Source organism: Cellulosimicrobium cellulans (assembly GCF_006539945.1).
Taxonomy (GTDB): Bacteria; Actinomycetota; Actinomycetes; order Actinomycetales; family Cellulomonadaceae; genus Cellulosimicrobium; species Cellulosimicrobium cellulans.
The window spans coordinates 86,428-111,352 of the sequence record NZ_BJNZ01000005.1 but is presented as its reverse complement, the minus strand read 5'-3'; the positions used below and the strand labels follow the sequence as shown (position 1 = coordinate 111,352).

The 24,925-nt window shown below is 73.3% G+C and carries 26 protein-coding genes; 5 read left to right on the top strand and 21 right to left on the bottom strand.

Features of this window, described 5'->3' with window-relative positions; genetic code table 11:
• Nucleotides 1-9 precede the first annotated feature (9 nt).
• From CCE02nite_RS05565 to CCE02nite_RS05510, 12 genes are all read right to left on the bottom strand, one after another.
• On the bottom strand, nt 10-249 hold the full coding sequence (locus CCE02nite_RS05565; RefSeq protein WP_141388672.1) for an Rv3202a family protein: 240 nt from the start codon (nt 247-249) through the stop codon (nt 10-12).
• Between the two features lie 86 nt (nt 250-335).
• A complete protein-coding gene (locus CCE02nite_RS05560) occupies nt 336-1,253 on the bottom strand; it encodes a hypothetical protein (RefSeq protein WP_141388671.1) in 918 nt (305 codons plus the stop codon).
• Complete coding sequence (locus tag CCE02nite_RS05555) at nt 1,250-1,594, bottom strand: DUF202 domain-containing protein (protein WP_141388670.1); 345 nt, start codon at nt 1,592-1,594, stop codon at nt 1,250-1,252. The genes CCE02nite_RS05560 and CCE02nite_RS05555 overlap by 4 nt, the downstream gene beginning before the upstream one ends.
• Entirely contained in the window at nt 1,591-2,010 is a 420-nt protein-coding gene (locus tag CCE02nite_RS05550; RefSeq protein WP_141388669.1) for a YidH family protein, read from the bottom strand. Before CCE02nite_RS05550 ends, CCE02nite_RS05555 begins: the two co-directional genes overlap by 4 nt.
• Before the next feature lie 18 nt (nt 2,011-2,028).
• The gene (locus tag CCE02nite_RS05545) at nt 2,029-3,297 is read right to left on the bottom strand and encodes a thymidine phosphorylase (protein WP_141388787.1); all 1,269 of its coding nucleotides are present in this window, start codon (nt 3,295-3,297) and stop codon (nt 2,029-2,031) included.
• Between the two features lie 137 nt (nt 3,298-3,434).
• Nucleotides 3,435-3,908, bottom strand: a complete 474-nt coding sequence (locus tag CCE02nite_RS05540; protein WP_141388668.1) for a cytidine deaminase — start codon at nt 3,906-3,908, stop codon at nt 3,435-3,437.
• Nucleotides 3,909-3,921: 13 nt separating this feature from the next.
• Nucleotides 3,922-5,217 (bottom strand): ABC transporter permease, encoded by a 1,296-nt coding sequence (locus CCE02nite_RS05535; RefSeq protein ID WP_141388667.1) that lies wholly within the window; start codon nt 5,215-5,217, stop codon nt 3,922-3,924.
• Nucleotides 5,214-6,515, bottom strand: a complete 1,302-nt coding sequence (locus CCE02nite_RS05530) for an ABC transporter permease (protein ID WP_141388786.1) — start codon at nt 6,513-6,515, stop codon at nt 5,214-5,216. Before CCE02nite_RS05530 ends, CCE02nite_RS05535 begins: the two co-directional genes overlap by 4 nt.
• A gap of 11 nt (nt 6,516-6,526) precedes the next feature.
• On the bottom strand, nt 6,527-8,161 hold the full coding sequence (locus tag CCE02nite_RS05525) for an ABC transporter ATP-binding protein (protein ID WP_141388666.1): 1,635 nt from the start codon (nt 8,159-8,161) through the stop codon (nt 6,527-6,529).
• Between the two features lie 166 nt (nt 8,162-8,327).
• Complete coding sequence (locus CCE02nite_RS05520) at nt 8,328-9,422, bottom strand: BMP family lipoprotein (protein WP_141388665.1); 1,095 nt, start codon at nt 9,420-9,422, stop codon at nt 8,328-8,330.
• Nucleotides 9,423-9,648: 226 nt separating this feature from the next.
• Nucleotides 9,649-10,878 carry an amidohydrolase gene (locus CCE02nite_RS05515; protein ID WP_170227227.1) on the bottom strand — a complete coding sequence of 410 codons (1,230 nt, stop codon included), beginning with the start codon at nt 10,876-10,878 and terminating at the stop codon, nt 9,649-9,651.
• Nucleotides 10,875-12,023 carry a mannose-1-phosphate guanylyltransferase gene (locus tag CCE02nite_RS05510; protein ID WP_141388664.1) on the bottom strand — a complete coding sequence of 383 codons (1,149 nt, stop codon included), beginning with the start codon at nt 12,021-12,023 and terminating at the stop codon, nt 10,875-10,877. Before CCE02nite_RS05510 ends, CCE02nite_RS05515 begins: the two co-directional genes overlap by 4 nt.
• A gap of 234 nt (nt 12,024-12,257) precedes the next feature.
• Here CCE02nite_RS05510 and sdhC point away from each other — a divergent pair, with 234 nt between their 5' ends.
• From sdhC to CCE02nite_RS05490, 4 genes are all read left to right on the top strand, one after another.
• Nucleotides 12,258-12,641 (top strand): succinate dehydrogenase, cytochrome b556 subunit, encoded by a 384-nt coding sequence (sdhC, locus tag CCE02nite_RS05505; protein WP_081772373.1) that lies wholly within the window; start codon nt 12,258-12,260, stop codon nt 12,639-12,641.
• Nucleotides 12,641-13,099: a succinate dehydrogenase hydrophobic membrane anchor subunit gene (locus CCE02nite_RS05500; protein ID WP_141388663.1), complete on the top strand. Its 459-nt coding sequence runs from the start codon at nt 12,641-12,643 to the stop codon at nt 13,097-13,099. Before sdhC ends, CCE02nite_RS05500 begins: the two co-directional genes overlap by 1 nt.
• 67 nt (nt 13,100-13,166) lie before the next feature.
• Entirely contained in the window at nt 13,167-14,999 is a 1,833-nt protein-coding gene (gene sdhA, locus CCE02nite_RS05495) for a succinate dehydrogenase flavoprotein subunit (RefSeq protein WP_141388662.1), read from the top strand.
• Nucleotides 14,999-15,766 (top strand): succinate dehydrogenase iron-sulfur subunit, encoded by a 768-nt coding sequence (locus CCE02nite_RS05490; RefSeq protein ID WP_141388661.1) that lies wholly within the window; start codon nt 14,999-15,001, stop codon nt 15,764-15,766. The genes sdhA and CCE02nite_RS05490 overlap by 1 nt, the downstream gene beginning before the upstream one ends.
• Nucleotides 15,767-15,967: 201 nt before the next feature.
• Here CCE02nite_RS05490 and CCE02nite_RS05485 read toward each other — a convergent pair whose 3' ends face one another.
• The 7 genes from CCE02nite_RS05485 to sigE all read right to left on the bottom strand — a co-directional run bounded on the left by CCE02nite_RS05485 (nt 15,968) and on the right by sigE (nt 22,238).
• Entirely contained in the window at nt 15,968-17,104 is a 1,137-nt protein-coding gene (locus CCE02nite_RS05485) for a YihY/virulence factor BrkB family protein (protein ID WP_170227226.1), read from the bottom strand.
• Between the two features lie 10 nt (nt 17,105-17,114).
• On the bottom strand, nt 17,115-17,678 hold the full coding sequence (locus CCE02nite_RS05480) for a 2'-5' RNA ligase family protein (RefSeq protein ID WP_141388659.1): 564 nt from the start codon (nt 17,676-17,678) through the stop codon (nt 17,115-17,117).
• Nucleotides 17,675-18,766, bottom strand: coding sequence for a tryptophan--tRNA ligase (gene trpS, locus CCE02nite_RS05475; protein ID WP_141388658.1), 1,092 nt, complete (start codon nt 18,764-18,766; stop codon nt 17,675-17,677). Before trpS ends, CCE02nite_RS05480 begins: the two co-directional genes overlap by 4 nt.
• A 72-nt stretch (nt 18,767-18,838) precedes the next feature.
• Nucleotides 18,839-19,186, bottom strand: coding sequence for a twin-arginine translocase TatA/TatE family subunit (locus CCE02nite_RS05470; RefSeq protein WP_141388657.1), 348 nt, complete (start codon nt 19,184-19,186; stop codon nt 18,839-18,841).
• Nucleotides 19,187-19,195: 9 nt separating this feature from the next.
• Complete coding sequence (locus CCE02nite_RS05465) at nt 19,196-20,659, bottom strand: S1C family serine protease (RefSeq protein ID WP_141388656.1); 1,464 nt, start codon at nt 20,657-20,659, stop codon at nt 19,196-19,198.
• Nucleotides 20,656-21,615, bottom strand: a complete 960-nt coding sequence (locus CCE02nite_RS05460; protein WP_141388655.1) for a zf-HC2 domain-containing protein — start codon at nt 21,613-21,615, stop codon at nt 20,656-20,658. The genes CCE02nite_RS05465 and CCE02nite_RS05460 overlap by 4 nt, the downstream gene beginning before the upstream one ends.
• The gene (gene sigE, locus CCE02nite_RS05455) at nt 21,612-22,238 is read right to left on the bottom strand and encodes an RNA polymerase sigma factor SigE (protein WP_141388654.1); all 627 of its coding nucleotides are present in this window, start codon (nt 22,236-22,238) and stop codon (nt 21,612-21,614) included. The genes CCE02nite_RS05460 and sigE overlap by 4 nt, the downstream gene beginning before the upstream one ends.
• A gap of 200 nt (nt 22,239-22,438) precedes the next feature.
• Here sigE and CCE02nite_RS05450 point away from each other — a divergent pair, with 200 nt between their 5' ends.
• Nucleotides 22,439-23,092: an O-methyltransferase gene (locus CCE02nite_RS05450; protein ID WP_047233537.1), complete on the top strand. Its 654-nt coding sequence runs from the start codon at nt 22,439-22,441 to the stop codon at nt 23,090-23,092.
• A gap of 30 nt (nt 23,093-23,122) precedes the next feature.
• Here CCE02nite_RS05450 and CCE02nite_RS05445 read toward each other — a convergent pair whose 3' ends face one another.
• Nucleotides 23,123-24,745, bottom strand: a complete 1,623-nt coding sequence (locus CCE02nite_RS05445) for a leucyl aminopeptidase family protein (RefSeq protein ID WP_141388653.1) — start codon at nt 24,743-24,745, stop codon at nt 23,123-23,125.
• Complete coding sequence (locus CCE02nite_RS05440) at nt 24,746-24,913, bottom strand: DUF3117 domain-containing protein (protein ID WP_064506638.1); 168 nt, start codon at nt 24,911-24,913, stop codon at nt 24,746-24,748.
• Between the last annotated feature and the right edge of the window lie 12 nt (nt 24,914-24,925).

The window sequence follows — 24,925 nt, the reverse complement described above, 5'->3', positions numbered from 1 at the left end:
CCGGGACGGTCAGGCGTAGTCGTCCTCCTCGCCCGGCACGGCGGACGCCTGCTCGACGACGTCGGCCTCGTTCGCCTCGCCCTCGAGGTCCGGTCGCGCGGTGCGCGGACGGTACTCGTCGCCCTCGTGCTCGGCGTCGTCGACGCCGGGGCCGGCGTCCTCCGACTCCTCGACCAGGCTCACGACCTCGTCCTCCTGCTCGACCAGGCCGGCGTCCCGCCACGCGTCGTTCCCGGGCACGGTGCTCATCGCGACTCCTCACCAGACGACTCGGCGCGTTCCACGGGCGTGGCCGCCACCTTCATCCTCGCGCCGCGCGCGGGGCCTCGCCAGCCCTACCGCCCGGTCGGCAGGAGGGCCCAGCAGACGTGCGGCCAGCCCCCGAGCGCGCGCAGCACGTCGGGTGTCCGTGCGCCGTCGAGCAGCGAAGCCGCATCGAGGTCGTGCACCGTGCCGGCCGACGGCTCGTAGACCCGGCACCGTCGAGTCCGTGCGTCGGCGTCCGTGAGCAGCACGACGTGGCGCGGCACCGCCGTCGCGATCCCGAGCGCGAGGTCACCGCCGGTGAAGAGCGGCACCGGCACACCGCGCGCGGCCGCGACGAGCGCGGCCCGGACCACCTGCTCGCTCCGGGCTCCGACGACGACACGCTCGACGTAGCGCACGTCCGCGTACCGCGCGGTCCGCGCGGCGCCCCACGGGGGTGTCCCGAGGGTCACGGGCCACGGGAGCGGGCCGAGGGCCGCCCGGTTGGTCCGCCGCTTGACCTCCTGCTGGAGGACGCGGAACCGTGCCGCGCCGTCCGGCCGTGGCGCCGGGACCGGAGCGGTCTCCCCCGGCGCGAGCCCCGTGGCGAGCCAGAGCGCGAGCACCGGGTCCCCCGCCGCCGCGAGCAGCGCGAGGACGGCGGACCCGCACGTCGTCGCGTCGGTCTGCCGCGCCGGCGCTCCGCCCACCTCGAGCGGGCGGACGCCGGCACGGTCTCGGGGTCCGGACCAGCCGCCGCCGGCGCCGCGGCGCAGCGGGTCGACGACCGCCCGTCGCGTTCCTGGGTCGAGCGTGGCGAGCGTGGCCGCGAGGGCGCGTACCCGCGGCGCGGGATGGCCCGCGCGGCGGGCGAGGTCGAGCGCGTGCTGCGTGCCGCCGTCGGGCCGGTAGACGCCACCGGGTGGAGGTGGGGGCACCGTCCGCGCCGGCGCGATCCGCGCGAGGTCCGTGACGCGGAGCGCGCCGAGCGCGTCGCCGAGGCTCACGCCGCGCCCCACGCTCGACCGAACGCCCAGACGGCGCCCACGAGAGCCAGCACGACGACGAGGCTCGCGACGCGCACGAGGAAGGACCACGAGTACAGCCGGCCGCTCCCGGGGAGCCCGCCGGTCGGGGGTCGGAGGACGGCGGGGACGAGCGCCAGCACGCCGACGGCGACCGCCGCGCACACGGTGACCGTCGATCCGGAACGGAGGCCTGCTGCCGCCAGGACGAGCGACCCGACGACCACGCCGAGCACCGTGCGCTGCCACGCGAGCGCCGTGCGCTCGGGCTGCAGCCCCTCGTCGCGGGGCGAGGGGACCGCTCGCTCGGGTGCGGCGCTCATGGCCCTGACGCCGACCCGACGGCGTACCCGGCGAGCAGCAGCGCGAGGATCACGACGCCGACGACGAGCACGGGGAGCCCGCTCGGGGCGGGCAGCCGCCGGCGCAGGCGCAGCGCCCTCTCGTTGCGCCGCCAGGACACGAGCGCGTACCCCGCGAACCCGGCGCCGACCAGGCACGCGACACCCGCGACGACGTCGAGCACACCGGGCATGTCGGCGAACGTCGCGAACGACGTCAGCGCGACGCCGCCCGCGACGAGACCGAGACCGGTGCGCACCCAGGCGAGCGCGGTGCGCTCGTTGGCGAGACTGAACCGCGCGTCCGGCTCGGTCCCGACCCCGTAGACGGAGCGGGGCCGCCGCGTGTCGGCCGGTGTCTCGACGCCCTCCTCGACGTCCTGCTCGTCGCGGCCCACGGTCAGCGCGCGCCCCCGTCAGTCCACGCGGTCGAGGACGACGGGTCGCCGCTCGACGACGGTGCCCGGGTCCGCGATGGCCCACGCCCCCTCGAGCGCCTGCACCGCCCGCTCGAAGCGCTCGGGCGTGTCGGTGTGGAGCGTCATGAGGTGCTGACCCTTGCGCACCGGGTCCCCCGGCTTGGCGAACAGCTCGACACCGGCGCCCGCCTGCACCGGGTCCTCCTTGCGCGCACGGCCCGCGCCCAGGCGCCACGCGGCGACCCCGACGGCGTACGCGTCGAGCCGCTCGAGGACGCCGTCGCGGTCGGCGACGACGTGCTCACGCTCACGCGCCACCGGCAGCGGGGCACGCGAGTCGCCGCCCTGCTCGGCGATCATCTCGCGCCACTTGTCGAGCGCGCGGCCACCGACCAGCGCGTGCCGCACGTCGTCCTCGTCCTGCGGGCGGCCCGCACCGGCGAGCATCTCGAGCGCGAGCGCGACCGTGAGGTCGACGACGTCCTGCGGCCCCGCACCCTTCATCACCTCGACCGACTCGCGCACCTCGAGCGCGTTGCCCGCGGTGAGGCCGAGGGGCGTCGACATGTCGGTGAGCAGCGCGACCGTGCGCACGCCGGCGTCGGTACCGAGGTCGACCATGGTCCGCGCGAGCTCGCGTGCCGAGCCCAGCTCCTTCATGAACGCACCGGACCCGACCTTGACGTCGAGCACCAGAGCCCCGGTGCCCTCCGCGATCTTCTTGCTCATGATCGAGCTCGCGATGAGCGGGATCGACTCGACCGTGCCCGTGACGTCGCGCAGCGCGTACAGGAGGCGGTCGGCGGGCGCGAGGCCGGAGCCCGCCTGGCAGATCACCGCGCCCACGTGCTCGAGCGCGTTCATCATCTGCTCGTTCGTGAGCGCCGCGCGCCACCCCGGGATCGCCTCGAGCTTGTCGAGCGTTCCGCCCGTGTGCCCCAGGCCGCGCCCCGAGAGCTGCGGGACCGCGACGCCGTACACGGCGACGAGCGGCGCGAGCGGCAGCGTGATCTTGTCCCCCACGCCCCCGGTCGAGTGCTTGTCCGCCGTCGGGCGCGAGAGCCCCGAGAAGTCCATGCGCTCGCCCGACGCGATCATCGCCTGCGTCCAGCGACCGATCTCGGTCCGGTCCATGCCGTTGAGGTAGATCGCCATCGCGAGCGCGGCCATCTGCTCCTCGGCGACGACGCCGCGCGTGTAGGCGTCGATCACCCAGTCGATCTGGGCCGGGTCGAGCCGCGCGCCGTCGCGCTTGGTCCGGATCACGTCGACCGCGTCGAAGGGCTCCGGGGGCGGCCCCTCGTCGCCGGTGCCCGCCCCGTCGCCCTCGACCCCGGCGAGCGCCTCGGCCGTCGCGTCCTGGTCCTCGGTCCCGCCACCCTGCGGGGTCACGTCGTCGCTGGTCACGAGCGCTCCTCCAGATCCTCGGGCCCGAAGGCGTCGGGCAGCACGTCCCTCATCGTCTTGATACCACGCACGGTGTCGACCAGCAGGTCGGGGCCCCCGTGCTCCCACAGGAGCTGCCGGCATCGACCGCACGGCATGAGCGTCGCCCCGTGCCCGTCCACGCACGCGAACGCCACGAGGCGGCCTCCGCCCGTCCCCACGAACGAGCTCACGAGCGAGCACTCGGCGCACAGCGTCACGCCGTACGCGGCGTTCTCGACGTTGCACCCGACGACGACGCGCCCGTCGTCCACGAGCGCGGCGGCGCCCACCGGGAATCCCGAGTAGGGGGCGTACGCGCGGGTCATGATCTCGCGTGCGGCGTCGCGCAGGGCGTCCCAGTCGACGGAGGGCCCGACGGCGGTCCCGCCGTGGTCCGTCCCCTCGCCCGGGCGGGGCTCGCCGTCGTGCACGTGCGGCAGGTCTGTCATCGGCACCGTGACCTCACTTCACGTAGGGGATGCCCTCGGCGGCCGGCGGGCGCACGCGCCCGACGAGACCGGCGACGGCGAAGATCGTCACGACGTACGGCGTCATGAGCATGATCTGGCTCGGGATCGGCGTGCCGACGATGCCGAGCACCGTCTGCAGGTTGTCGGAGAAGCCGAACAGGAGCGCCGCGACGAGCGCGCCGACCGGGTTCCACCGCCCGAGGATCATGGCCGCGAGGGCGATGAAGCCCTTGCCGCCCGTCATCTCCTTGCCGAACGCGAGGCCCGCCGCGACCGTGAAGAACGCGCCGCCGAGGCCGGCGACCGCGCCGCCGAGGATCGTGTTGCGCACGCGGGTCGCGTTGACCTTGATGCCCACGGTGTCGGCGGCCTTGGGGTGCTCGCCGACCGCGCGCAGGCGCAGGCCCCACCGGCTCCGGAAGAGGAAGACCTGGAGCAGGATCACGACGACGTACATGATGTAGACGAGCAGCGTCTGGCGGAAGAGCACCGGTCCCACGACGGGGATCTGCGACAGCACCGGGATCTCGATCACGGGGAGCGGGGTCCGCGTGTTCCACGTGCCCGGGTCCTCGGTGAGCACCGTGGAGTACAGGTAGCTCGTCACGCCCACGACGAGCACGTTGAGCACGACGCCGACGATGATCTGGTTCACCCAGTACTTCACCGAGAAGATCACGAGGAGCACGCCGACGAGAGCCCCCGCGATCGGGGCGGCGATGAGGCCGGCGTACGCGGACGACGTGAGCGAGGCGACGACCGCGGCGAGGAACGCCCCGGCGAGGAGCTGGCCCTCGATGGCGATGTTGATGATGCCGACGCGCTCGCACAGCACGCCCGAGAGCGCGCCGAACACGAGCGGGACCGCGAGGAACAGCGAGCCCTGCAGCAGCCCGGTGAGCGGGATCGCGGACTTGCCCTCGCCCGCCCAGCACAGGAACGCGAAGACGACGGCGACACCGAAGACGATGGGGAGCCAGACGCCGATCTTGCGCCGGTCGCGCGCCGCCCAGAAGGACAGCCCTGCGAGCAGGAGCGCGAGGATCGACAGGAACAGGGCCGCCCCGGTCGAGCTCACCGTGATCGGCTCGATCTGGAAGAAGTCGCTCGCCGTCGAGAGGCGGAACGTCGTCTGCTGCCCACCGGCGGGGAGCAGGGCGAAGAACACCAGTGACAGCAGCCCGATGACCGCGTACGCGATCGGGGCCTTCCAGCTGATGGGCGGCAGCGGCTTCGCCGCACGCTCCGGCGCGGAGGCCGGCGCCGGGGTGGTGGTCGCGGTGCTCATGCTCCGGCCTCCTGCGTCGTCGTGGTGGTCGTGGCCGCCTTGGCCCGCCGTCTCGCGGCGTGACGCTCGGCGCGCGTCGGGCCGCCCGGGGTGGGGAGCCGGAAGATCGCCCGCACGAGCGGCGGGGCGGCGATGAAGAGCACGATGAGGGACTGGACGACGAGCACGATGTCGATCGGCGTCCCGGTACGTGCCTGCATCGCGAAGCCGCCCGCGCGGAGGGCGCCGAAGAGCAGACCCGCGAGGACGGTCCCGAGCGGCCGGGACCGGCCGAGGAGCGCCACGGTGATCGCGTCGAACCCGAAGCTCGCGGCGACGCCCGCGGTGAGGACCTTCTCGGTGCCGAGCACCTGGGCGGCGCCGCCCAGACCGGCGAGCGCACCGGCGATGGCCATGACCCAGACGGTCACCCACGCCACGGAGATGCCTGCCGTGCGCGCCGCGTTCGGGTTCTCGCCGACCGCGCGGAAACGGAAGCCGAGCGTCGAGCGCTCCATGAGCCACCACACGCCCACGGCCGCGAGCAGGGCGAGGACGAAGCCGAGGTGCAGGCGGAAGCCCTCGCCGAGCAGCAGCGGGAACGTGGCCGAGCTCGGGATGGGCGGGCTGATCGGGTTGCTGCTGCCCGGCCGCTGGAACGCGGGGGTCGTGAGCAGGTACGCCACGAGGTAGACCGCGATGTTGTTGAGCATGATCGTGACGATCACCTCGTGCGCGCCCGTCCGGGCCTTGAGCACACCCGCGATGCTCGCCCAGATCGCCCCGCCGAGCGCGGCACCGAGGACCGCGAGCAGCAGGTGCAGGCCGGGAGGCAGGGAGAACGTGAACCCGATGAACCCGGCGAAGATGCCGCCCAGGATGATCTGGCCCTGCGCACCGATGTTGAACAGGCCCGCGCGAAAGCCGATGCCGAGGCCGAGGCCCGCGAGGATGAGCGGGGTCGAGACCGTCATGGTCTCGGTCAGCGGGCGGAGGGCCCGCTGGAGGTCGGGCGCCTGGAAATTGATGACGGCGCCCTGGAAGAGTGCGCTGTACGCGCCGAACACGGCGTTCCAGACGGCCTCGAAGAAGTCCGTGGGCCGCGCGAAGAAGTAGGTCGCGGCCTCCTGGACCTCCGGGTCGGCCGCCGCGATGAGCACGCCGCCGAGGACGAGGGCCGCGACGATCGCGAGCAGCGAGACGAGCCAGCTGCTCTCCAGCATCTCGCGCAGGATGCTCGCTCCGGCCGGCGGCCGGGGCTTCGTGGTGTCGCTCGGCGGCGCGGGCGTCGGCGGGACGGCCGCCGCGTCGTCGGGCATGGCCTGCTGGGTCACTGGATCTCCTCCTCGCGGGCGTCGGCGTCGGCCAGGTCGACGTCGACCCCGGCGCTCGACGGCGCGTCTCCCGCCTCGATGTCGGCCTCGCCGAGGGTGGTGCGGTGCTCGGCCGCCTGCGCGACGGCCTCGTCGAGCGGGACCCCCGCCATCATGAGCCCCAGCACGTCGCGGTCCGTGTCGCCCGGGACGACGCCGACGATGCGACCGCGGTACATCACGGCGATCCGGTCCGCGAGGGCGAGCACCTCGTCGAGCTCGGTCGAGACGATGATCACCGGGGTGCCGTTGTCGCGCTCCTCGACGACACGCTTGTGGACGAACTCGATCGACCCGACGTCGAGCCCGCGCGTCGGCTGCGACGCGATGAGCAGGCGCAGCGGGCGCGACATCTCGCGCGCGAGGACGACCTTCTGCTGGTTGCCGCCGGAGAGGTTCCCGGCAGGCACCTCGACCGTCTGGGTGCGGACGTCGAACTCGACCACCCGCTGCTCGGCGTTGTCGCGGATCGCGGCCCGGTTGAGCGCGCCGCCGCGCGAGTAGGGGGGACGGTCGAAGAGGTCGAGGACGAGGTTCTCCTCGACGGAGAACGTCCCGACGATGCCGTCCGTGCTGCGGTCCTCCGGCACGTACCCGACGCCGGCGGCGAGCACGTCCGACACTCCTCGGCCCACGAGCTCCTTGCCGTCGAGCGTGATCGAGCCGGCGACGGGCTTGCGCAGGCCCACGATCGTCTCGGTGAGCTCCGTCTGCCCGTTGCCCTGGACGCCCGCGACGACGAGGATCTCGCCCCGCGCGACGTCGAGGCTCACGCGGTCGACGACCGCGGTGTCGAGGTCGTCCATGACCGTGAGGTCGGCGACCCGGAACGTCGCATCGCCCGGCTCGGCCGTCGTCTTCTCCACGCCGAGCGAGACGGAGCGGCCGACCATGAGGGACGCGAGCTCGGTCTCGCTCGCGCTCGGGTCTGCGGTCCCCACGACCTTCCCGCGGCGGATGACCGTGATGCGGTCCGCCACGGCGCGCACCTCGCGCAGCTTGTGCGTGATGAACACGATCGAGGTCCCCGCGGCCTTGAGCTGGCGCATGATCGCGATGAGCTCGTCGGTCTCCTGCGGGGTCAGGACCGCGGTCGGCTCGTCGAGGATGAGCACGCGCGCGTCGCGCGACAGCGCCTTGATGATCTCGACCCGCTGCTGGACGCCGACGGGGATGTCCTCGACCATCGCGTCCGGGTCGACCTCGAACCCGAACCGGTCCGAGATCTCGCGCACGAGACCGCGCGCGCGTCGAGCGTCGATGAGGCCCGCGCCCTTGACCGGCTCGTGGCCGAGGGCCACGTTCTCCGCGACCGTGAAGACCGGGACGAGCATGAAGTGCTGGTGCACCATCCCGATCCCCGCCGCCATGGCGTCGCCGGGGCCCGTGAACGCGACCGGCTGGTCGTCGACGAGGATCTCGCCGTCGTCCGGGTCGTACAGGCCGTACAGCACGTTCATGAGCGTGCTCTTGCCCGCACCGTTCTCGCCCAGCAGGGCGTGGATCTCGCCTGGCTCGATCACCAGGTCGATGTGGTCGTTCGCGACCAGGGACCCGAACACCTTCGTGATCCCGCGCAGCTCCAGCTTCACCGGGCGGCCTCTCTGAGAACAGGGAACTCCATCGAACCGTACTTCCGTCGCGTCGTCGCCTCGTGCGTCACCTCATGACGACGGTGGCCCGGGCGGGCTCGCCCGGGCCACCGTCCCGCCGGTCCCGAAGCCGCTGGGGCACGGGACCGACGGTCTCAGAGAGTCGTCACGGGGTGTTGGTCGACTCGACGACCAGGTCCCCGGCGATGATCTGCTCCTGGTACTGGGCGAGCATGTCCTGCAGCTCGGCCGGCACCTTGTCCTCGAAGTCGTGGAACGGCGCGAGGCCGACACCCTCGTTCTCGAGCGTGCCCACGTAGGGCTCGTTGGTGAAGTTGCCGTCGACCGACTCGCTCACCGTGTCGAAGACCGCCGGACCGATCTGCTTCATCACCGAGGTGATGATGATGTCGCCGTACTCCGTCGTGAGGAAGCCGTCCGAGTCGACCCAGATGATCTTCGCGCCGCCGCTCTGCGCGGCGGCTGCCGCACCGAGACCCACCGGGCCGGCGACGGGCATGATGATGTCCGCGCCCTGGTCGATGAAGCCCTGCGCGAGGTTCTGGCCGTTCGCCTGGTTCTCGAAGTCACCGGTGAAGGAGCCCGTCTGGGCCGCCTTGTCCCAGCCGAGGGTCTTGACCTCGGTGCCGTTGTCCTCGTTGTACTTCGCGACGCCGTCGACGAAGCCGTCCATGAAGATGGCGACCGACGGGATCTGGATGCCGCCGAACGTGGCGACCGTGCCCGTCTCGGTCATGCCCGCCGCGAGGTAGCCCGCGAGGAACGCGGCCTCGGCCGTGTTGAAGAGGATCGGCTTGGCGTTGTCGATCTCGACCGGGTTGAAGTCCGCGTCGGAGAACGACGAGTCGATGAGGGCGAAGTTCGTGTCGGGGTTCGCCTCCGCCGCCGCCTGGATCGGGTCCTCGAGGAGGAACCCGACGCCGATGACGAGGTTGCAGCCCTGCTGGACGAGGTTGTCGATGTTCGGCGCGTAGTCCGTGTCCGCCGAGGACTCGACCTCGGTGGCCGTGATGCCCAGCTCGGCCTTCGCCTGCTCCAGGCCCTCGAAACCGGCCTGGTTGAAGGACTGGTCGTCGAACCCGCCGGCGTCGGACACCATGCACGCGGAGAAGTCGGAGTTGCCGCCCGCGGTGTTGTCGCCGCCGCCGGTCGTCTCGTCGTCCTCGGGTGCGGCGCCGCACGCGGCCAGCGCGAGCGCGGCGACGGCCGCGAGCGCGGTGACCTGAGTCGCTCTCTTCACCTGATAGCTCCTGTCGTTCTCGTAGCAGGGCCGCGCAGGGAAGGACCCCTGGGCCCTCCCGAGCGTCGTTGCACGGGAGGACCGGTCCGTCGGCCTCTATAGGACCGAACACTAATCAGCCGGAAGGGTCTTGCACGTTACTTGTCGGTAACGCCGCTGCTTCGTTATGCAAGCGTCACTTTGCGTCTGAGGCGTGACACACCCGTGTCCACGGGTCGGGACCGCTTCACCCGCCCTGACCGGCGGCGACACGGGCCAGCAGCCGCATCCCCGCGTCCACCGCGCGCTCATCGACCTGGAGGTCGCCCTGGTGGATGTCGTAGCTGCGCCCACCGGGGGTCCGCGTGCCCAGCCGCGCCATCGCGCCGGGGACCTTGGTCAGGTACCAGGCGAAGTCCTCGCCGCCGAGCGACTGCTCGGTCAGGAGGATCGAGTCCGGGCCGAGCACGTCGCGCGCGGCGGCCTCCAGCAGCCCGGTGCAGCGCTCGTCGTTCTCGACGGGCGGGACCCCGCGCGTGTGGTGCACGGTCACCTCGACCTCGTACGGCGCGACGACCTGCTCCACGGCGTCGTGCAGCACCTGCCCCGCGAACTCCCACGCGCGCACGTCGAGGCAGCGCAGGGTCCCGCGGACCGTGCCGGTGCTCGGGATGGCGTTGTGGGCCGAGCCCGCGTGGACGGCGCCCCACGTGAGGTTCACGCCCGAGCGCGGGTCCAGGCGACGGCCCAGCACCGCGGGGACCTGGGTGATGACCTGGCCCAGCGCGTAGACCACGTCACCCGTGAGGTGCGGGCGCGAGGTGTGCCCCCCGGGAGACGCGATGGTCACGGAGACCTCGTCGGACGCCGACGTGATCGGACCGATGCGCGTCCCGATGCGGCCCACGTCGACCTTGGGGTCGCAGTGCACCGCGTAGATCTCCTCGACGCCGTCCATCGCGCCGGCGGCGAGGACGTCGAGCGACCCGCCGGGCTGGACCTCCTCGGCGGGCTGGAAGACGAGCCGCACGCCGCGGCGCAGCTCGCCCTGCGCGTGGAGGTCGGCGAGGACCAGGCCGGCCCCCAGCACCACCGCGGTGTGCACGTCGTGGCCGCACGCGTGCGCCACGCCGGGGACCGTCGAGGCCCACGGGAGGTCGCACCTGTCCTGCAGCGGCAGCGCGTCGAGGTCGGCGCGCAGGGCCACACGCCCGGGCGACGGCGCGTCGTCGGGAGTGCCGGTGGCCGTCACGTCGCCCGGCTCGGGGCCGACGTCGCACACGAGGCCCGTGCCGGGCAGCAGCCGCGGCTCGAGCCCCGCGGCCCGCAGCCGGTCGGCGAGCAGCGCCGTCGTCCGCGTCTCGGCGCGCGAGACCTCCGGGTGGGCGTGGATGTCGCGGCGGATCGCCACGACCTCGTCCACGTGGCGGGCGGCGGCGGCGGCGATGCGGGCCGCGAGGGTCACGTCGGCGGTCACAGGAGCTCGTCCATCCCGAGCTCGCGCACCGTCTCGACCATCGACTTCACCTGCTGGGCCCGGGCACGCGTGGTGACGAGCAGCGCGTCCGGGGTGTCGACGACCACGACGTCGTCGAGGCCGAGCACCGTGACGACGCGATCGCTCGCGGGCACGACCACGGACCCCGCGCTCTCCCGACGGACGACGCGGCCCGTGTCGCCGAGGACCTTGGAACCGGCACCGTCGACCGAGGGCAGCAGCGCGGCGAGCGAGTTGAAGTCCCCCACGTCGTCCCAGCCGAACGTGCCGGGGACGACGGCGACGCCGCCCACGGCCGCCACGGGCTCGGCGACCGCGTGGTCGATCGCGATCCGCTCGAGCGCGGGCCAGCGCTCGGCGAGCACGCGGTCGCGGTCCGGGCCGTCCCACGCCGCGGCGATGGCACGCAGGCCGTCGTGCAGCTCCGGGCGCTGGTCCGCGAGGTGCCCCAGGAGGACGGACGACCGGACGATGAACATGCCGGCGTTCCACCGGTACTCGCCGGACGCGAGGTAGCGCTGCGCGGTCGTCGCGTCGGGCTTCTCCGTGAACCCGCGCACGTGCTGCGCGCTCGGAGCGCCCTCGACGCCGAGCGGGGCGCCGCTGTGCACGTACCCGAACGCCGTCGAAGGCCGCGAGGCCGCGATCCCGATCGTCACGACGTACCCCGCGCGCGCGGCCTCCACCGCCTGACGCACCGACGACTCGAACGCGTCCCGGCCCGTGATGACCTGGTCCGCGGCGAACGACCCCACCACGACGTCGCCGTGCCGCCGCTCGAGGACCGCCGCGGCGAGGCCGATCGCCGCCATCGAGTCACGCGGCGACGGCTCTGCCAGGACGTTCTCGGCCGGGAGCCCCGGGAGCTGCGTGCGCGCGGCGGCGACGTGCCGGTCCCCGGTGACGAGGACCACGCCCTGTTCTCCCGCGAGCGGGACGAGCCGGTCGACCGTCGCCTGGAGGAGCGAGCGCCCGGACCCGGTGAGGTCGAGGAGGAACTTGGGCGAGCCCGCGCGCGAGAGCGGCCACAGCCGCGTGCCCGCCCCTCCCGCCGGGACGACGGCGTGGAAGCCGGGGATCGGCGACGCGGCCGCGGCGGACGAGGGGTGAGGCGAAGAGGCCATGGGGGCCAGCATAGTGAGGCGCGCAGTTCCCCCGCGGGCTGTGGGATCAGTCACAAACCCCCCGCGCAAAGGCGTCCCGCCGCCCTGGGCGGTCCGCATCATGACGCCGATGTCACTATGGTGGAAGCCCAGAGACCGATGCCGACGACGGTCCCGCGGTCCGGACTGAGGGAGTTCCGGGCCACGACCGGAACGTGACATCTCCCCCTGATCTCGCCACAGGAGGCCCCCAAAGTGCCCAGTGCACCAGCTGGCACGCTCTACCGCGGCCGTGAAGGCATGTGGTCGTGGGTCGCGCATCGCGTGACCGGCGTGCTCATCTTCTTCTTCCTGCTCGTCCACGTGCTCGACACGGCGCTCGTCCGGGTGTCGCCCGAGGCCTACAACGCCGTCATCGGGACGTACCAGACGCCGATCATGGGCCTGGGCGAGGCGGGACTGGTCGCGGCCATCGTGTTCCACGCCTTCAACGGCATCCGCATCATCCTCGTCGACTTCTGGGCCAAGGGCCCGCGGTACCAGCGCACGATGCTCTGGATCGTCGTCGGCCTCTTCGTCGTGACGATGGCCGGCTTCCTGCCGCGTCACCTCATGAACGTCTTCGGAGGGGGGCACTGATGGCCGCCGCACCCACGGTCGAGGTCGCGAGCCCGCGCGACCCGTACAAGCGCCGCAAGGCGACGCGCAGCAACTACGAGCTGTACAGCTGGATCTTCATGCGCGCCTCCGGCGTCGTGCTGATCGTCCTCATCTTCGGGCACCTCTTCGTCAACCTCATGGTCGGCGAGGGCGTGCACGCGATCGACTTCGGCTTCGTCGCGGGCAAGTGGGCGTCGCCGTTCTGGCAGATCTGGGACCTGCTCATGCTGTGGCTGGCCATGTTCCACGGCACCAACGGCGTGCGCACGATCATCAACGACTACGCCGAGCGTGACGGCACTCGCCTCGTCCTCAAGCTCGCGCTGTACCTCGCCTTCACGATCGTCACGGTCCTCGGCACGCTCGTGATCTTCACGTTCGACCCGTGCCCCGCGAACGCGCCGGCCGAGCTGCTCGCGTCGTTCTGCACGGCCTGAGCACCGCACCACCCACGCCCCCGTCTTCTCGCTCCACCCGGCTCTCTCCCAGGAGGCATCGACCCCGATGCAAACCCATCAGTACGACGTCGTGATCGTCGGCGCAGGCGGCGCCGGGATGCGCGCGGCGCTGGAGTCGTCCGGCAAGGTCCGCACGGCCGTCATCTCCAAGCTGTACCCCACGCGCTCGCACACGGGCGCCGCGCAGGGAGGCATGTGCGCCGCCCTCGCGAACGTGGAGGAGGACAACTGGGAGTGGCACACGTTCGACACGGTCAAGGGCGGCGACTACCTCGTCGACCAGGACGCCGCGGAGATCATGGCCAAGGAGGCCATCGACGCGGTGCTCGACCTCGAGCGCATGGGCCTGCCGTTCAACCGCACGCCCGAGGGTCGCATCGACCAGCGCCGGTTCGGCGGGCACACCCGCAACCACGGCGAGGCCGCGGTGCGCCGCTCGTGCTACGCCGCGGACCGCACCGGCCACATGATCCTCCAGACGCTCTACCAGCAGTGCGTCAAGCAGGACGTCGAGTTCTTCAACGAGTTCTACGTCCTCGACCTCATCACCGACCACGACCTCTCCGCGGGCGAGATCCCCGACGACGAGACCGTCACGGCGACCGGCGTGGTCGCCTACGACCTCGCGACCGGCGAGATCCACGTGTTCCAGGCGAAGGCGATCATCTTCGCCACCGGCGGCGCGGGCAAGATCTTCAAGACGACGTCCAACGCGCACACGCTCACGGGCGACGGCATGGCCCTGGCCTACCGCCGCGGGCTGCCCCTGGAAGACATGGAGTTCTTCCAGTTCCACCCGACGGGCCTCGCGGGCCTCGGCATCCTCCTCTCCGAGGCCGCGCGCGGCGAGGGCGGCATCCTCCGCAACGCCGACGGCGAGCGGTTCATGGAGCGCTACGCGCCGACGATCAAGGACCTCGCACCGCGCGACATCGTCGCCCGGTCGATGGCGAACGAGGTCCGCGAGGGTCGCGGCGCCGGGCCGAACAAGGACTACGTCCTGCTCGACCTCACGCACCTCGAGCCCGCGCACATCGACGCGAAGCTCCCGGACATCACCGAGTTCGCCCGGACCTACCTGGGCATCGAGCCGTACACCGAGCCCGTGCCCGTGTACCCGACGGCGCACTACGCGATGGGTGGCATCCCGACCAACGTCGAGGCCGAGGTCCTGCGCGACAGCCACAACGTCGTCAAGGGCCTCTACGCCGCCGGCGAGGTCGCGTGCGTCAGCGTCCACGGCTCCAACCGCCTCGGCACCAACTCGCTGCTCGACATCAACGTCTTCGGCAAGCGTGCCGGCCGCACGGCCGCCGCGTACGCCGCGACGGCGTCGTACACCGAGCTCCCGGAGAACCCTGCCGCGGCGGTGATCGCGCAGCTCGAGGAGATGCGCAACCGCCCCGACGGCGAGCGCGTCGCCGACGTGCGCAAGGCCCTCCAGGAGACCATGGACGCCAACGCCCAGGTGTTCCGCACCGGCGAGTCGCTCAACCAGGCCCTCGCGGACATCCGCGACCTGCAGAAGCGGTACAGGAACGTCTCGGTCCAGGACAAGGGCCGGATGTTCAACACCGACCTGCTCGAGGCCATCGAGCTCGGCTTCCTCCTCGACATCGCGGAGGTCACGGTCGTCGCGGCGATCAACCGCAAGGAGTCGCGCGGCGGTCACTACCGCGAGGACTACCCCGACCGCGACGACGCCAACTACATGCTGCACACCATGGCCTACCGCCGGCCGACGTCCGCCAGCGACGTCGCCGACGGGCACGTGGCCGGCTACTTCGACCACGTCGAGGCGTTCGACGGCTACAAGGTCGCCCTGGGCTCCAAGCCCGTCACCCAGACCCGGTACGAGCCCATGGAGCGGAAGTACTGATGACTGCCACACTCGAGAGCCCGGCCCCCGAGGCCAAGGCCGGCGAGATCCCCTCGTTCGAGGTCACGCTCCGCATCCGGCGCTACCTCCCCGAGTCGGAGCACGGCGAGGACGCGTACTGGGACGAGTTCACCGTCCTGGCCCACGGCACCGACCGCGTGCTCGACGCGCTGCACAAGATCAAGTGGGAGAACGACGGCTCGCTCACGTTCCGCCGCTCGTGCGCGCACGGCGTGTGCGGCTCCGACGCGATGCGCATCAACGGCCGCAACCGCCTCGCGTGCAAGACGCTGCTCAAGGACGTGAACCCCGACAAGCCCATCACGGTCGAGCCCATCAAGGGCCTGCCCGTGGTCAAGGACCTCGTCGTGGACATGGAGCCGTTCTTCGCGTCCTACCGCGAGATCATGCCGTTCCTCATCACGTCCGGGAACGAGCCCAGCAAGGAGCGCATCCAGTCCGCCGCGCAGCGCGAGCGCTTCGACGACACCACCAAGTGCATCCTGTGCGCCGCGTGCACGTCGTCGTGCCCCGTGTTCTGGACCGACGGCCAGTACTTCGGCCCCGCCGCCATCGTCAACGCGCACCGGTTCATCTTCGACAGCCGCGACGAGGGCGCCACGCAGCGCCTCGAGATCCTCAACGACAAGGAGGGCGTGTGGCGCTGCCGCACGACCTTCAACTGCACCGAGGCCTGCCCCCGCGGCATCGAGGTCACGAAGGCGATCCAGGAGGTCAAGCGCGCGATGATCACGCGCGCCTTCTGACCCCCCGCACGTCCCGCGCGCAGGGCGCCGACCGTCCCGGTCGGCGCCCTGCGTCGTCCCTTCCCGGCTCTCGGGCGTGCGGCTCGGCACCGCACGCGTCCGTCGGCACCTCGTGCGCGACTCGGCAGCTCGAGGTGCCGTTCTCGTCCACCCGGCGCCGCACGGTCACCGGTCCCCGGGCTGGCGCGACGTCGGCGAGGTTCAGCGCGGAAGGCGGGCGCGGCGCACACCCCGGACGATCGGGCTCCAGGGCTTGCCGGACCCCTGGCCGGCGCGGAGGCGCTCCTCCGTCGAGGCGGCCACGACGACGGAGCCCCCGGCATCCCCGGTCGCCGCGTGCCGGGCGACGCGCACGTGCCGGGCGTCGGCCGTGGAGCTCCCGTCGACGACGGGCAGCTCGGGGCGTCCGTCACGGGCGTGCCGCGGTCCGTCGGGCTCCGGGTCGGGCGGGCGGGGCGGGTTCGCCATCCACGCGCACACCACGAGGAGGATGCGCGCGGTGAAGTTGACGAGGACGAGCAGCGTGACGAGGACGGCGAAGGACGCGAGGAGCGCGTTCCTGCTGGCGCTGCCCGTGACGAACGACGACCCGAGGTAGCGGAGCACCCCGAACGCGACGGCGGCGGTGAGCGATCCGACGAGGAGGTCGCGGCGGCGTACGTGGACGCCCGCCAGCAGCGTGACCACCACGACGACGACCAGGGCGTCGAGCAGGATGCTCACCACCAGGCCGGCTCCGGTGACGAGGATCGCGGGTCCGCCGGAGAGCCCGAGCGCCTCCAGGAGCTGGTAGCCGATCGACGAGACGGCGATGCTCGCGACGGCGGAGACGAGCATGCTCAGCGCCAGGAGGAAGAAGCCGAGGAGCGCGCGCGCCCGGGCGAGCAGCGCGCTCTGGCCGACGTCGCTCACGCCGAACATCGTCCGGACGGCGCCCCGCAGGTGGTACATGAAGGAGACGACGGAGAAGAGGAGCACGACCCCCGCCACGATGCTCGTGACGCTCAGACCGGGCCGTAGGAGAAGGTCGTCGGGATCGATCACGCCGTCCTTCCCGTCGACCGCGATGAGGCCGGGGACGAGCTCGTTGATCTCGCCGAGCACGGCGTCCATGAGCTCCTGGCTCCCGCCGAGGACCTGCATGAAGACGGTGTAGCCGATCGTCAGCGCGGCGAAGAGGGAGAACAGGGCCGAGTAGGCGATGCCGCCGCACAGCAGCGCACCGCGGGCGTAGAGGTAGCGGTAGGTCGCGCGTCCCGGACGGCTGTCCTTCCACCACTCGACGAGCTCCGTCGTGCGCCGGACGGCGCTGGGGGCGGCGGAGGGGGGCGACGTCACGCCCCGAACCCTACGAGGCGGTCGCGGTCCCGGCATCCGCGGTGAGCGGGAAGACCTGCTCCGGGCGCCACACGCCGTCGTCGCCGTGCTCGTAGAGGGAGAACCCGCCGACCTCGAACCGCGCCTCGTAGGTGGCCATCTCGTCGAACGCGGCGTCGAGCGCGGCGTCCGGCACCTCGTGCGCGACGGTCACGTGCGGGTGGTAGTTGAACCGGAGGTCCTGGGCGAGCGGACCGGTGCGGATGGTGCTCTCCAGGTGCTCGCACTCGGCGATGCCCTCGACCACCTGGATGAACACCACGGGCGAGATCGGCCGGAACGTGGCGCTGCCGCGCAGGTGGACCCGGAAGGGTGCGGCGGTGGTGGCGACCGCGGTGAGGTGCGCCCGGGCCGCGTCGAGCTCGGCCGGGTCGAGCACCGTCGGCCCGAGGAGCGTGACGTGGGGCGGGATCGACCGTGCGAGCGGGTCGCCGAACCGTGCGCGCGCGTCCTGGAGCTGCGTCGCGAAGGGTTCGGGCACCTCGATCGCGATGCCGATCCGCACCTGGTCCGGCCCACGCTCCGGGAGGTTCACGCGGTCGGCCCTCCGACGGGCAGGAGGCCGACGCGGTCGTAGATGCGCGCGAGCGTCCCGGCGGCGATGTCGCGCGCCTTCTGTGCGCCCCGCGCGAGCACCGCGTCGAGCTCCGCGGGGTCGGCGAGGTAGGTGTTGGCGCGTTCCTGGAACGGGACGAGGAAGTCGACCACGACGTCCGCGAGGTCGACCTTGAGCCGTCCGTATCCCTGGCCGTCGTACTCGGCGGCGATGGCCTCGACGTCCCGACCCGTGAGCGCGGAGTAGATGGTGAGGAGGTTGGACACGCCGGGCTTGGCGACCGGGTCGTACCGGATCTCGGTGTCCGAGTCCGTCGCGGCGGACCGGATCCGCTTCGCGGCGACCTTCGGGTCCTCCAGGAGCCAGATGACGCCCTTGCCGTTCGACGACGACTTGCTCATCTTCGCCGTCGGTTCCTGGAGGTCGTAGATCTTCGCGACCGAGCGCACGATGTGGGCCTCGGGCACGACCGCGGTCCCGTCGCCGAAGCGGGCGTTGAGGCGCTCCGCCAGGTCACGGGTGAGCTCGAGGTGCTGGCGCTGGTCCTCCCCGACCGGGACGAGGGCCGCGTCGTACAGCAGGATGTCCGCCGCCATGAGGACCGGGTAGGTGAACAGTCCCACGGTCGTGCCGTCGGCACCCTGCTTCGCGGACTTGTCCTTGAACTGGGTCATGCGCCCGGCCTCGCCGAAGCCCGTCTGGCAGGACAGCACCCAGGAGAGCTCCGCGTGCTGCGGCACGTGCGACTGCACGAACAGTGCGGACCGCTCCGGGTCGACACCGCCGGCGAGGTACTGCGCCGCCGTGCGGCGTGTCCGCTCGCGCAGACGCTCCGGGTCGGGGTTGACCGTCAGGGCGTGGAGGTCGACGACGCAGTACAGGGCGTCGTAGGAGTCCTGGAGCGCGACCCACTGCCGCAGGGCGCCGATGTAGTTCCCGAGCTGGAGCGAGTCCTCCGTGGGCTGCATGCCGGAGAGGATCCGGGGCTTGGTGCTCGTCGGGTTCCCGGTCGCCTGCGCGGTCTCCGGGACCGGTGCCGGGCCGGTGTGCGTCGCCTCGATGGACATTGCCCCATTCTGACAGGTGGTGCCGCGCCGGAACGAATCGCCTTCCCGCTCTGGGAGGGAGCGGGGCCGGCCTCAGGTGGCCTCGTCGTCGAACGGCGCAGCGCCCCCCCGGGGCGCGGACGACGGCGCCGGAGGAGGCGGCGGGGCGACCCGCTCGCGCGGTGGCTCGTCGTCGAGGAGCGCCTCGCGCACGATCCGGCGCGGGTCGTACTGGCGGGGGTCGAGCTTCGACCAGTCGACGTCCCCGATCTCGTCCCCGATCTCGGCGTCCACACGGGCCTTCGCGTCCCGCAGGTACCCACGGGCGGACCGGACGAACGACCCGAGCTGCTCCGCGTAGCGCGGCAGGCGCTCAGGACCGATGACGACGACCGCCACGACGAGGAGCACGACGAACTCGGCTCCGTTGATCCCGAACACGCCGACAGACTACTCGCTCGTGGCCTCGTCGAGGACGACGCGGACGTCGCGCTCCTGGTCGCCCGTGCGGACCCGCAGGGTCACGGCGTCCCCCGGAGCCTTCGCCCGGATGGCGACGATGAGCTCGTCCGACTCCGTGACGGGCCGGTCGTCGATGGAGAGGATCACGTCGCCCGGCCGGATCCCCGCGGCGTCGGCCGGCCCGTCGGGCGTCACCGCCGGGTTCCCGGCCTGGGCCTGCGTCGAGACCTGCACGCCCTCGCCCTGGTACCCCTGGTCGAGCAGCACGCCGATCACCGGGTACGTCGCGACGCCGTCGGCGATGAGCTGCTCCGCGGTCCGGCGCGCCTGGTTGGACGGGATGGCGAAGCCGAGACCGATGCTCCCGGTCGCCGACTGGCTGCCCGGCGGCTGGGCGATGGCGGAGTTGATACCCACGACCTCGCCGCGCCCGTCGACGAGCGGGCCTCCGGAGTTGCCGGGGTTGATCGCCGCGTCGGTCTGGATCGCGTTGATGAACGCGGTCTCAGCCGCGGCGCCGGCCTGGACCGGCCGGTTGAGCGCGCTGATGATGCCCGTGGTGACGGTCCCGTTGAGGCCCAGCGGGGCACCGACGGCGACCACGGGGTCCCCGACGACGACGCCGTCGGAGTCGCCGAGCGCGAGCGGCGTGAGCCCCGTGTCCTCGACCTTGACCACCGCGAGGTCGTAGTCGACGGTCCGCCCGACCAGCTCCGCCGGGCTCTCGTGCCCGTCGGAGAACAGCACGACGACGTCCCCGCCCTCGGCGGCCGACGCGACCACGTGGTTGTTCGTGAGGATGTACCCGTCCTCGCGGAGGACGAAGCCGGACCCCGTGGCGACGCCGTCGCTCCCGCGGACCTGGAGCGAGACGACGCTCGGCAGCACCGTGGCGGCGATGTCCGCCACCGAGCCCGCGGGGCGGTCCGCGCCCGGCTCGACGCTGGCGGGGGGCAGGGCCGACGTGGACGAGCCGGGCGAGTCCTGCCCAAGGAGCCGGTCGGCCGCGACGCCGCCGAGCGCGCCCGCCACGAGGGCGAGCACGGCGACTCCGGCCACCACGGCGGGACGCAGCCCACGCCCGGACGGCGGGCCGGCAGCGCCGCGCGGGACCCCGACGAGCGTCGGGTCGACCGACCCGCCGGGTCGCGTCGGCGCCGACGGCGGCTCGGGCTCGCCGAACGCACGCAGGGTCTGCCACGGGTCTGCGTGCCCCGGCGCGCCAGCCGGTACCGCGGCCGGGGCGGGGGCCGGCGACGGCTGCGGGGCCACGCTCGAGGGCGGGACGGTCGCCCCCGGCGGGGGCGGGACCGGGCCGGGGCCGACCGGTGCCGACGGCGGGACGGGCGGCACGCTGCGGTACGCGGAGGGCGGTGCGAACGGGTTCCGCGCGGCGTCGGGCGCCCCGGCGTGCTCCGGGCCGGTCTGAGGGCCGGTCTGGGGGTCGGTCATGAGGTGCCGAGCGCTCCTGTCATGGTCGTCCAGCCCCGGGAGATGCGCGCCGGGACCCCGGCATCGTAGTCACGTGCCGGGAAGGCCGCCACGAGGGCGGCGAGCGTCTCCTGCTCCGTGTCGGCGACGACGTCGATCACCGTGTCGCCGGACTGCCAGACCACGTGCCACGGCTCCTCGGACAGCACGTGCACCCGGCGGTCGCCGACGTCCCACGCCTCCCCGCCCGCGAGCGCGGCGGTGTCCAGGAGACCCGACTGCTCGCGGACGACGGCCTCGCCGCCCGGCGCCTCGAGGTCGATCTCGACGATGCCCCGCACGGCGTCGTCCCGGACGTCGACCACGCTGAAGCCCTCCGGGAGTGCCGTGGGGCAGGTCCAGCCCTGGGCGTCGAGCGCCGCGAGCGCCGCGGCGCCGTCGAGAGCGGCCCCGTCGCCCTCAGCCTGGTCCGCGGTGCGCACCCCTCCCACGACGAGCGCCCCGGTGGCCCGGGGCGCGGCCTGCGCCAGCACGCTGAGCGGGTCGCTGCGGTGGAGCTCGGGGGTGACGAGCGGGCTCTCCCCCAGCGCGAAGAGGCCGACCGCCGCGACGCCGACCCCTCCGACGACGAGGCCGACGACCCGGCGACGCACCGCTCCCCGGCGCACCTCCCCGCTCCACGCACCGCGAGGGAGAGTGACCGGCTGCGCCCAGGGGTCGCCCGTCACGGGCGCCGAGCGGAGCGGGTCGCCGTCGGTCGAGGGGATCTGGGCCGACAGGGCGAGCAGGCGGGCCGCGAGGTCGGGCGCGGGCTCGACCGGGCCGGCGCTGCTCAGGGCCCGCCGGGCGGCGCGCGCCGCCGACAGCTCGGCGGCGCACCGCGGGCAGCACGCCACGTGCTCGAGGGCACGCTCCGCCTCGGCGGGCGTGAGCTGCCCGTCGACGAGCGCGGAGAGGCGGGAGCCGAGGTGCGTCACGCCACCCCCCGGGCGGCCACGGGCGTCGGGACGTCGTCCGAGGCCGGGCGGTCCGCGGGGTCGCGGTGCGGCAGCGCGGCGCGGAGCTGGGACCGCGCGCGGTGGATGCGGGAGCGGACCGTGCCGAGCTTGATCCCCAGCGTCACGGCGATCTCCTCGTAGGACAGGCCCTCGATGTCGCACAGCACGACGGCGGCCCGGTACTCGGGCGAGAGCGCGTCGAGCGCGCGCTGGACGTCGTGGTCGAGGTTGGCGTGCTCGAAGCCGCGCTCCGGCTGGGCCTCGGAACGGGCCGGGTACTGCCCGTCGTCGTCGCCCATGGCCTCCATGCGGATGCGCTGCTTGCGCCGGACCTGGTCGAGGAAGAGGTTGGTCGTGATGCGGTGCAGCCAGCCCTCGAACGTGCCGGGGGTGTAGCTCGACAGCGAGCGGAACACCCGGACGAACGTCTCCTGCGTGAGGTCCTCGGCGTCGTGCCGGTTCCCGGTCAGGCGGTACGCGAGCCGGTACACGCGCGCCGAGTGCTCGCGGACGATCTCGTCCCACGACGGCGGGACCCACGCGCTCCCGTCGTGCGTCCCGTGCGTGCTCGTCCTTGGTCGTGCGTCGTCCACGTCGTCCATCGTCCCAGAAGAACGCCCGGCACCCTCCCGGTGTTCCCCTCTCGCGCGGGACGTGCGCGCGACGTCCACGGCCCGTGCACACACGCGCGGCGCGGGAGCGGGCCGCCGTGGGAGGGGGCGGGTACGATCCGAGACAGCGCACCCGCCGGGGAACCGTCCCCGGGCCGCACGCGCGGACGACGGACCACCAGGAGGCACCGATCACCAGCGACGTCGGCACCCACCGCAGCGCGAAGGCCGCGAGCTGGGTGTACAGCGAGGAGTTCGTCCCCGAGGACGAGGTCCTCCTGCGTGCGCGCGACCGGGCAGCCGAGCTCGGCTGCCCGACGGTGCTCCCCGGCGTGGGGGCGGTGCTCCAGGTGCTCGCGGCGTCGCTGGCCGCCCGCGCGGTGGTCGAGATCGGCACCGGCACGGGCGTGGCGTCGCTCTGGCTCCTGCGCGGCATGCCGGCCGACGGCGTGCTGACGACCATCGACGTCGAGGTCGAGCACCAGCGCGCGGCCAAGGAGGCCTTCGCGGAGGAGGGCGTGCCCTCGGCGCGGACCCGCACCATCCCGGGTCGCGCGAGCGAGGTCCTTCCCCGGCTCACCGACGGCGCCTACGACCTCGTCCTCGTGGGCGCGGACAAGCACAGCTACCCCGAGTACGTCGAGCAGGGCCTGCGCCTGCTGCGCCCGGGCGGCGTGCTCGCGGTCGACGGCGCGCTGTCGCACGACCGGGTCGCCGACCCGGCGCGACGCGACGAGGTGACGACGATCGTCCGCGAGGTCGGCCGGTCGCTGCGGTCGGACGAGCGCGTGCTGCCCGCGCTGCTCCCGAGCGGCGACGGCCTCCTGCTCGCCGTGCGCCGCTGAGAAGTCCCGGCGGGCGAGGGGACTCGACGGTCAGAGCCGGTCGAGCGCCTCGAGCAGGAGCCTGGCACCGTATCCGGTGGCCCCGGCGACGACCTCGTGCCGGTCGGCGGTCGCCCGTGCTGGGCCGGCGACGTCGAGGTGCGCCCAGGGCACGTCCCCGACGAACTCGCGCAGGAACAGCGCGGCCGTGATCGAGCCGCCGCCCGGGCTCTCGACGGGCACGTGCCGGAGGTCGGCGACGTCGGAGCGCAGCACGCCCACGTAGTCCTCGACGAGCGGCATGCGCCACACCCGCTCGCCGGTGGAGAGCGCGGCGTCCTCCAGGGCGTCGGCGACGGCGTCGTCCGTCGCGAACAGGGCGCCGTGCCCGCGGCCCAGGCCGAGGCTCGCCGCGCCGGTGAGGGTCGCGACGTCGACGAGCACGTCGGGTGCGAGCTCGGCCACGGCGTACGCGATGGCGTCGGCGAGGACGAGGCGGCCCTCCGCGTCGGTGTTCGCCACCTCGACCGTCCGGCCCGACCAGGTGCGCAGCACGTCCCCCGGGCGGTACGAGGCGCCGCCCACGTGGTTCTCGGCCAGCGGGAGCACTGCGGTGACCCGACGGTGGGAGCGGGCGCGGGCGGCGCCGAGCACGACCGCGAGCGCGACCGCCGCGCCCGCCATGTCGGTCTTCATCGGCACCATCGCCTCGCGCGGCTTGATGGAGAGTCCGCCGGTGTCGTACGTGATGCCCTTGCCGACGACGACGACGTGCCGGACGTCGGCGCCCGCCGGGAGGACTCCGTGGTCCGCCGGGTCGTAGGTGACGGTCACGAGGCGCGGCGGTCGTGCGGAGCCCGCCCCCACGGCCAGGATCGCCCCGAAGCCCTCCGTGCCGAGCTCGGCGGGGCCGCGGACGGCCGTGTCGAGCCCGAACGCGTCGGCCAGCTCGACCGCGCGGTCGGCGAACCACGCCGGGTCCTTGACGTCGGACGGCACGTTGGCGAGGTCGCGGACCAGCCAGGTCGCTGCCGCGGCGCGGTGCGCGGCCTCGATCGGCGCCGTGACGTCGGGCCGGTCCTCGGGTGCGAGCAGGACGAGCTGCTCCGCGGCCGCGTCGGACGGAGCCGCGGAGGACTCGGTCTGCCGAGGCTGGTCGTACGCGGCGAGGAGGTAACCCTCGACGAAGGCGCGGACCTCAGCGGGACCGGAGCCGGCGGTCGCGGCGCTGACGACGCGCTCGAGCCCGCGCGACGCCCGGGCGAGTGCCGCACCGGCGCGCCGGAGCTCCGCCGCCGTGCCGTTCCCGACCCCGAGCAGCAGGAGCCGCGGTGGTAGGCCCGCCCACGGGAGGCGAGCGCCAGACCCGGCGTGCGCGCGCGGCAGGTCGACGCGCACGACCTCGCCGGACGCGCCACGAAAGCCCCGCCCGCCCGCCCGCTCGGCGAGCTCCGCGAGGTCGACGCCGTACCGCACGGTCGCGTCGACGGTGCCAGCACGCGGCTGCAGCCCGTCCTCGGCCTCGCGCGGAGGCGCGACGGCCACGACGACCGCGTCGACCTGCGCGTCGTCGAGGAGTGCCGTGTCGCTCAGAGCGCCCCGGGCACCGACCACCTCGGGCAGCGTGCGGGGCAGCCCGGGGAGACCGGAGGTCCGGCGCTCACGTGCGGGCAATCAGCCCACCACGGCCTGGAGCGCCTCACCCAGCTCGCTGGCCTCGGTCGCGTTGAGCTCGACCACCAGACGTCCGCCACCCTCGAGCGGGACCCGCATGACGATGCCTCGCCCTTCCTTGGTGACCTCCAGCGGCCCGTCACCCGTCCGCGGCTTCATCGCAGCCATCGATGGCACTCC

Excerpts from the sequence above, each read along its gene's own strand:
- sdhA (WP_141388662.1), top strand. The coding sequence starts at position 13,167 with ATGCAAACCCATCAGTACGACGTCGTGATCGTCGGCGCAGGCGGCGCC.
- CCE02nite_RS05555 (WP_141388670.1), bottom strand. The coding sequence starts at position 1,594 with ATGAGCGCCGCACCCGAGCGAGCGGTCCCCTCGCCCCGCGACGAGGGG.
- CCE02nite_RS05530 (WP_141388786.1), bottom strand. The coding sequence starts at position 6,515 with ATGCCCGACGACGCGGCGGCCGTCCCGCCGACGCCCGCGCCGCCGAGC.
- CCE02nite_RS05465 (WP_141388656.1), bottom strand. The coding sequence starts at position 20,659 with ATGACCGACCCCCAGACCGGCCCTCAGACCGGCCCGGAGCACGCCGGG.
- CCE02nite_RS05535 (WP_141388667.1), bottom strand. The coding sequence starts at position 5,217 with ATGAGCACCGCGACCACCACCCCGGCGCCGGCCTCCGCGCCGGAGCGT.
- CCE02nite_RS05510 (WP_141388664.1), bottom strand. The coding sequence starts at position 12,023 with ATGGCCTCTTCGCCTCACCCCTCGTCCGCCGCGGCCGCGTCGCCGATC.
- sigE (WP_141388654.1), bottom strand. The coding sequence starts at position 22,238 with ATGGACGACGTGGACGACGCACGACCAAGGACGAGCACGCACGGGACG.
- CCE02nite_RS05540 (WP_141388668.1), bottom strand. The coding sequence starts at position 3,908 with ATGACAGACCTGCCGCACGTGCACGACGGCGAGCCCCGCCCGGGCGAG.
- CCE02nite_RS05490 (WP_141388661.1), top strand. The coding sequence starts at position 14,999 with ATGACTGCCACACTCGAGAGCCCGGCCCCCGAGGCCAAGGCCGGCGAG.
- CCE02nite_RS05565 (WP_141388672.1), bottom strand. The coding sequence starts at position 249 with ATGAGCACCGTGCCCGGGAACGACGCGTGGCGGGACGCCGGCCTGGTC.
- trpS (WP_141388658.1), bottom strand. The coding sequence starts at position 18,766 with ATGTCCATCGAGGCGACGCACACCGGCCCGGCACCGGTCCCGGAGACC.
- CCE02nite_RS05440 (WP_064506638.1), bottom strand. The coding sequence starts at position 24,913 with ATGGCTGCGATGAAGCCGCGGACGGGTGACGGGCCGCTGGAGGTCACC.
- CCE02nite_RS05500 (WP_141388663.1), top strand. The coding sequence starts at position 12,641 with ATGGCCGCCGCACCCACGGTCGAGGTCGCGAGCCCGCGCGACCCGTAC.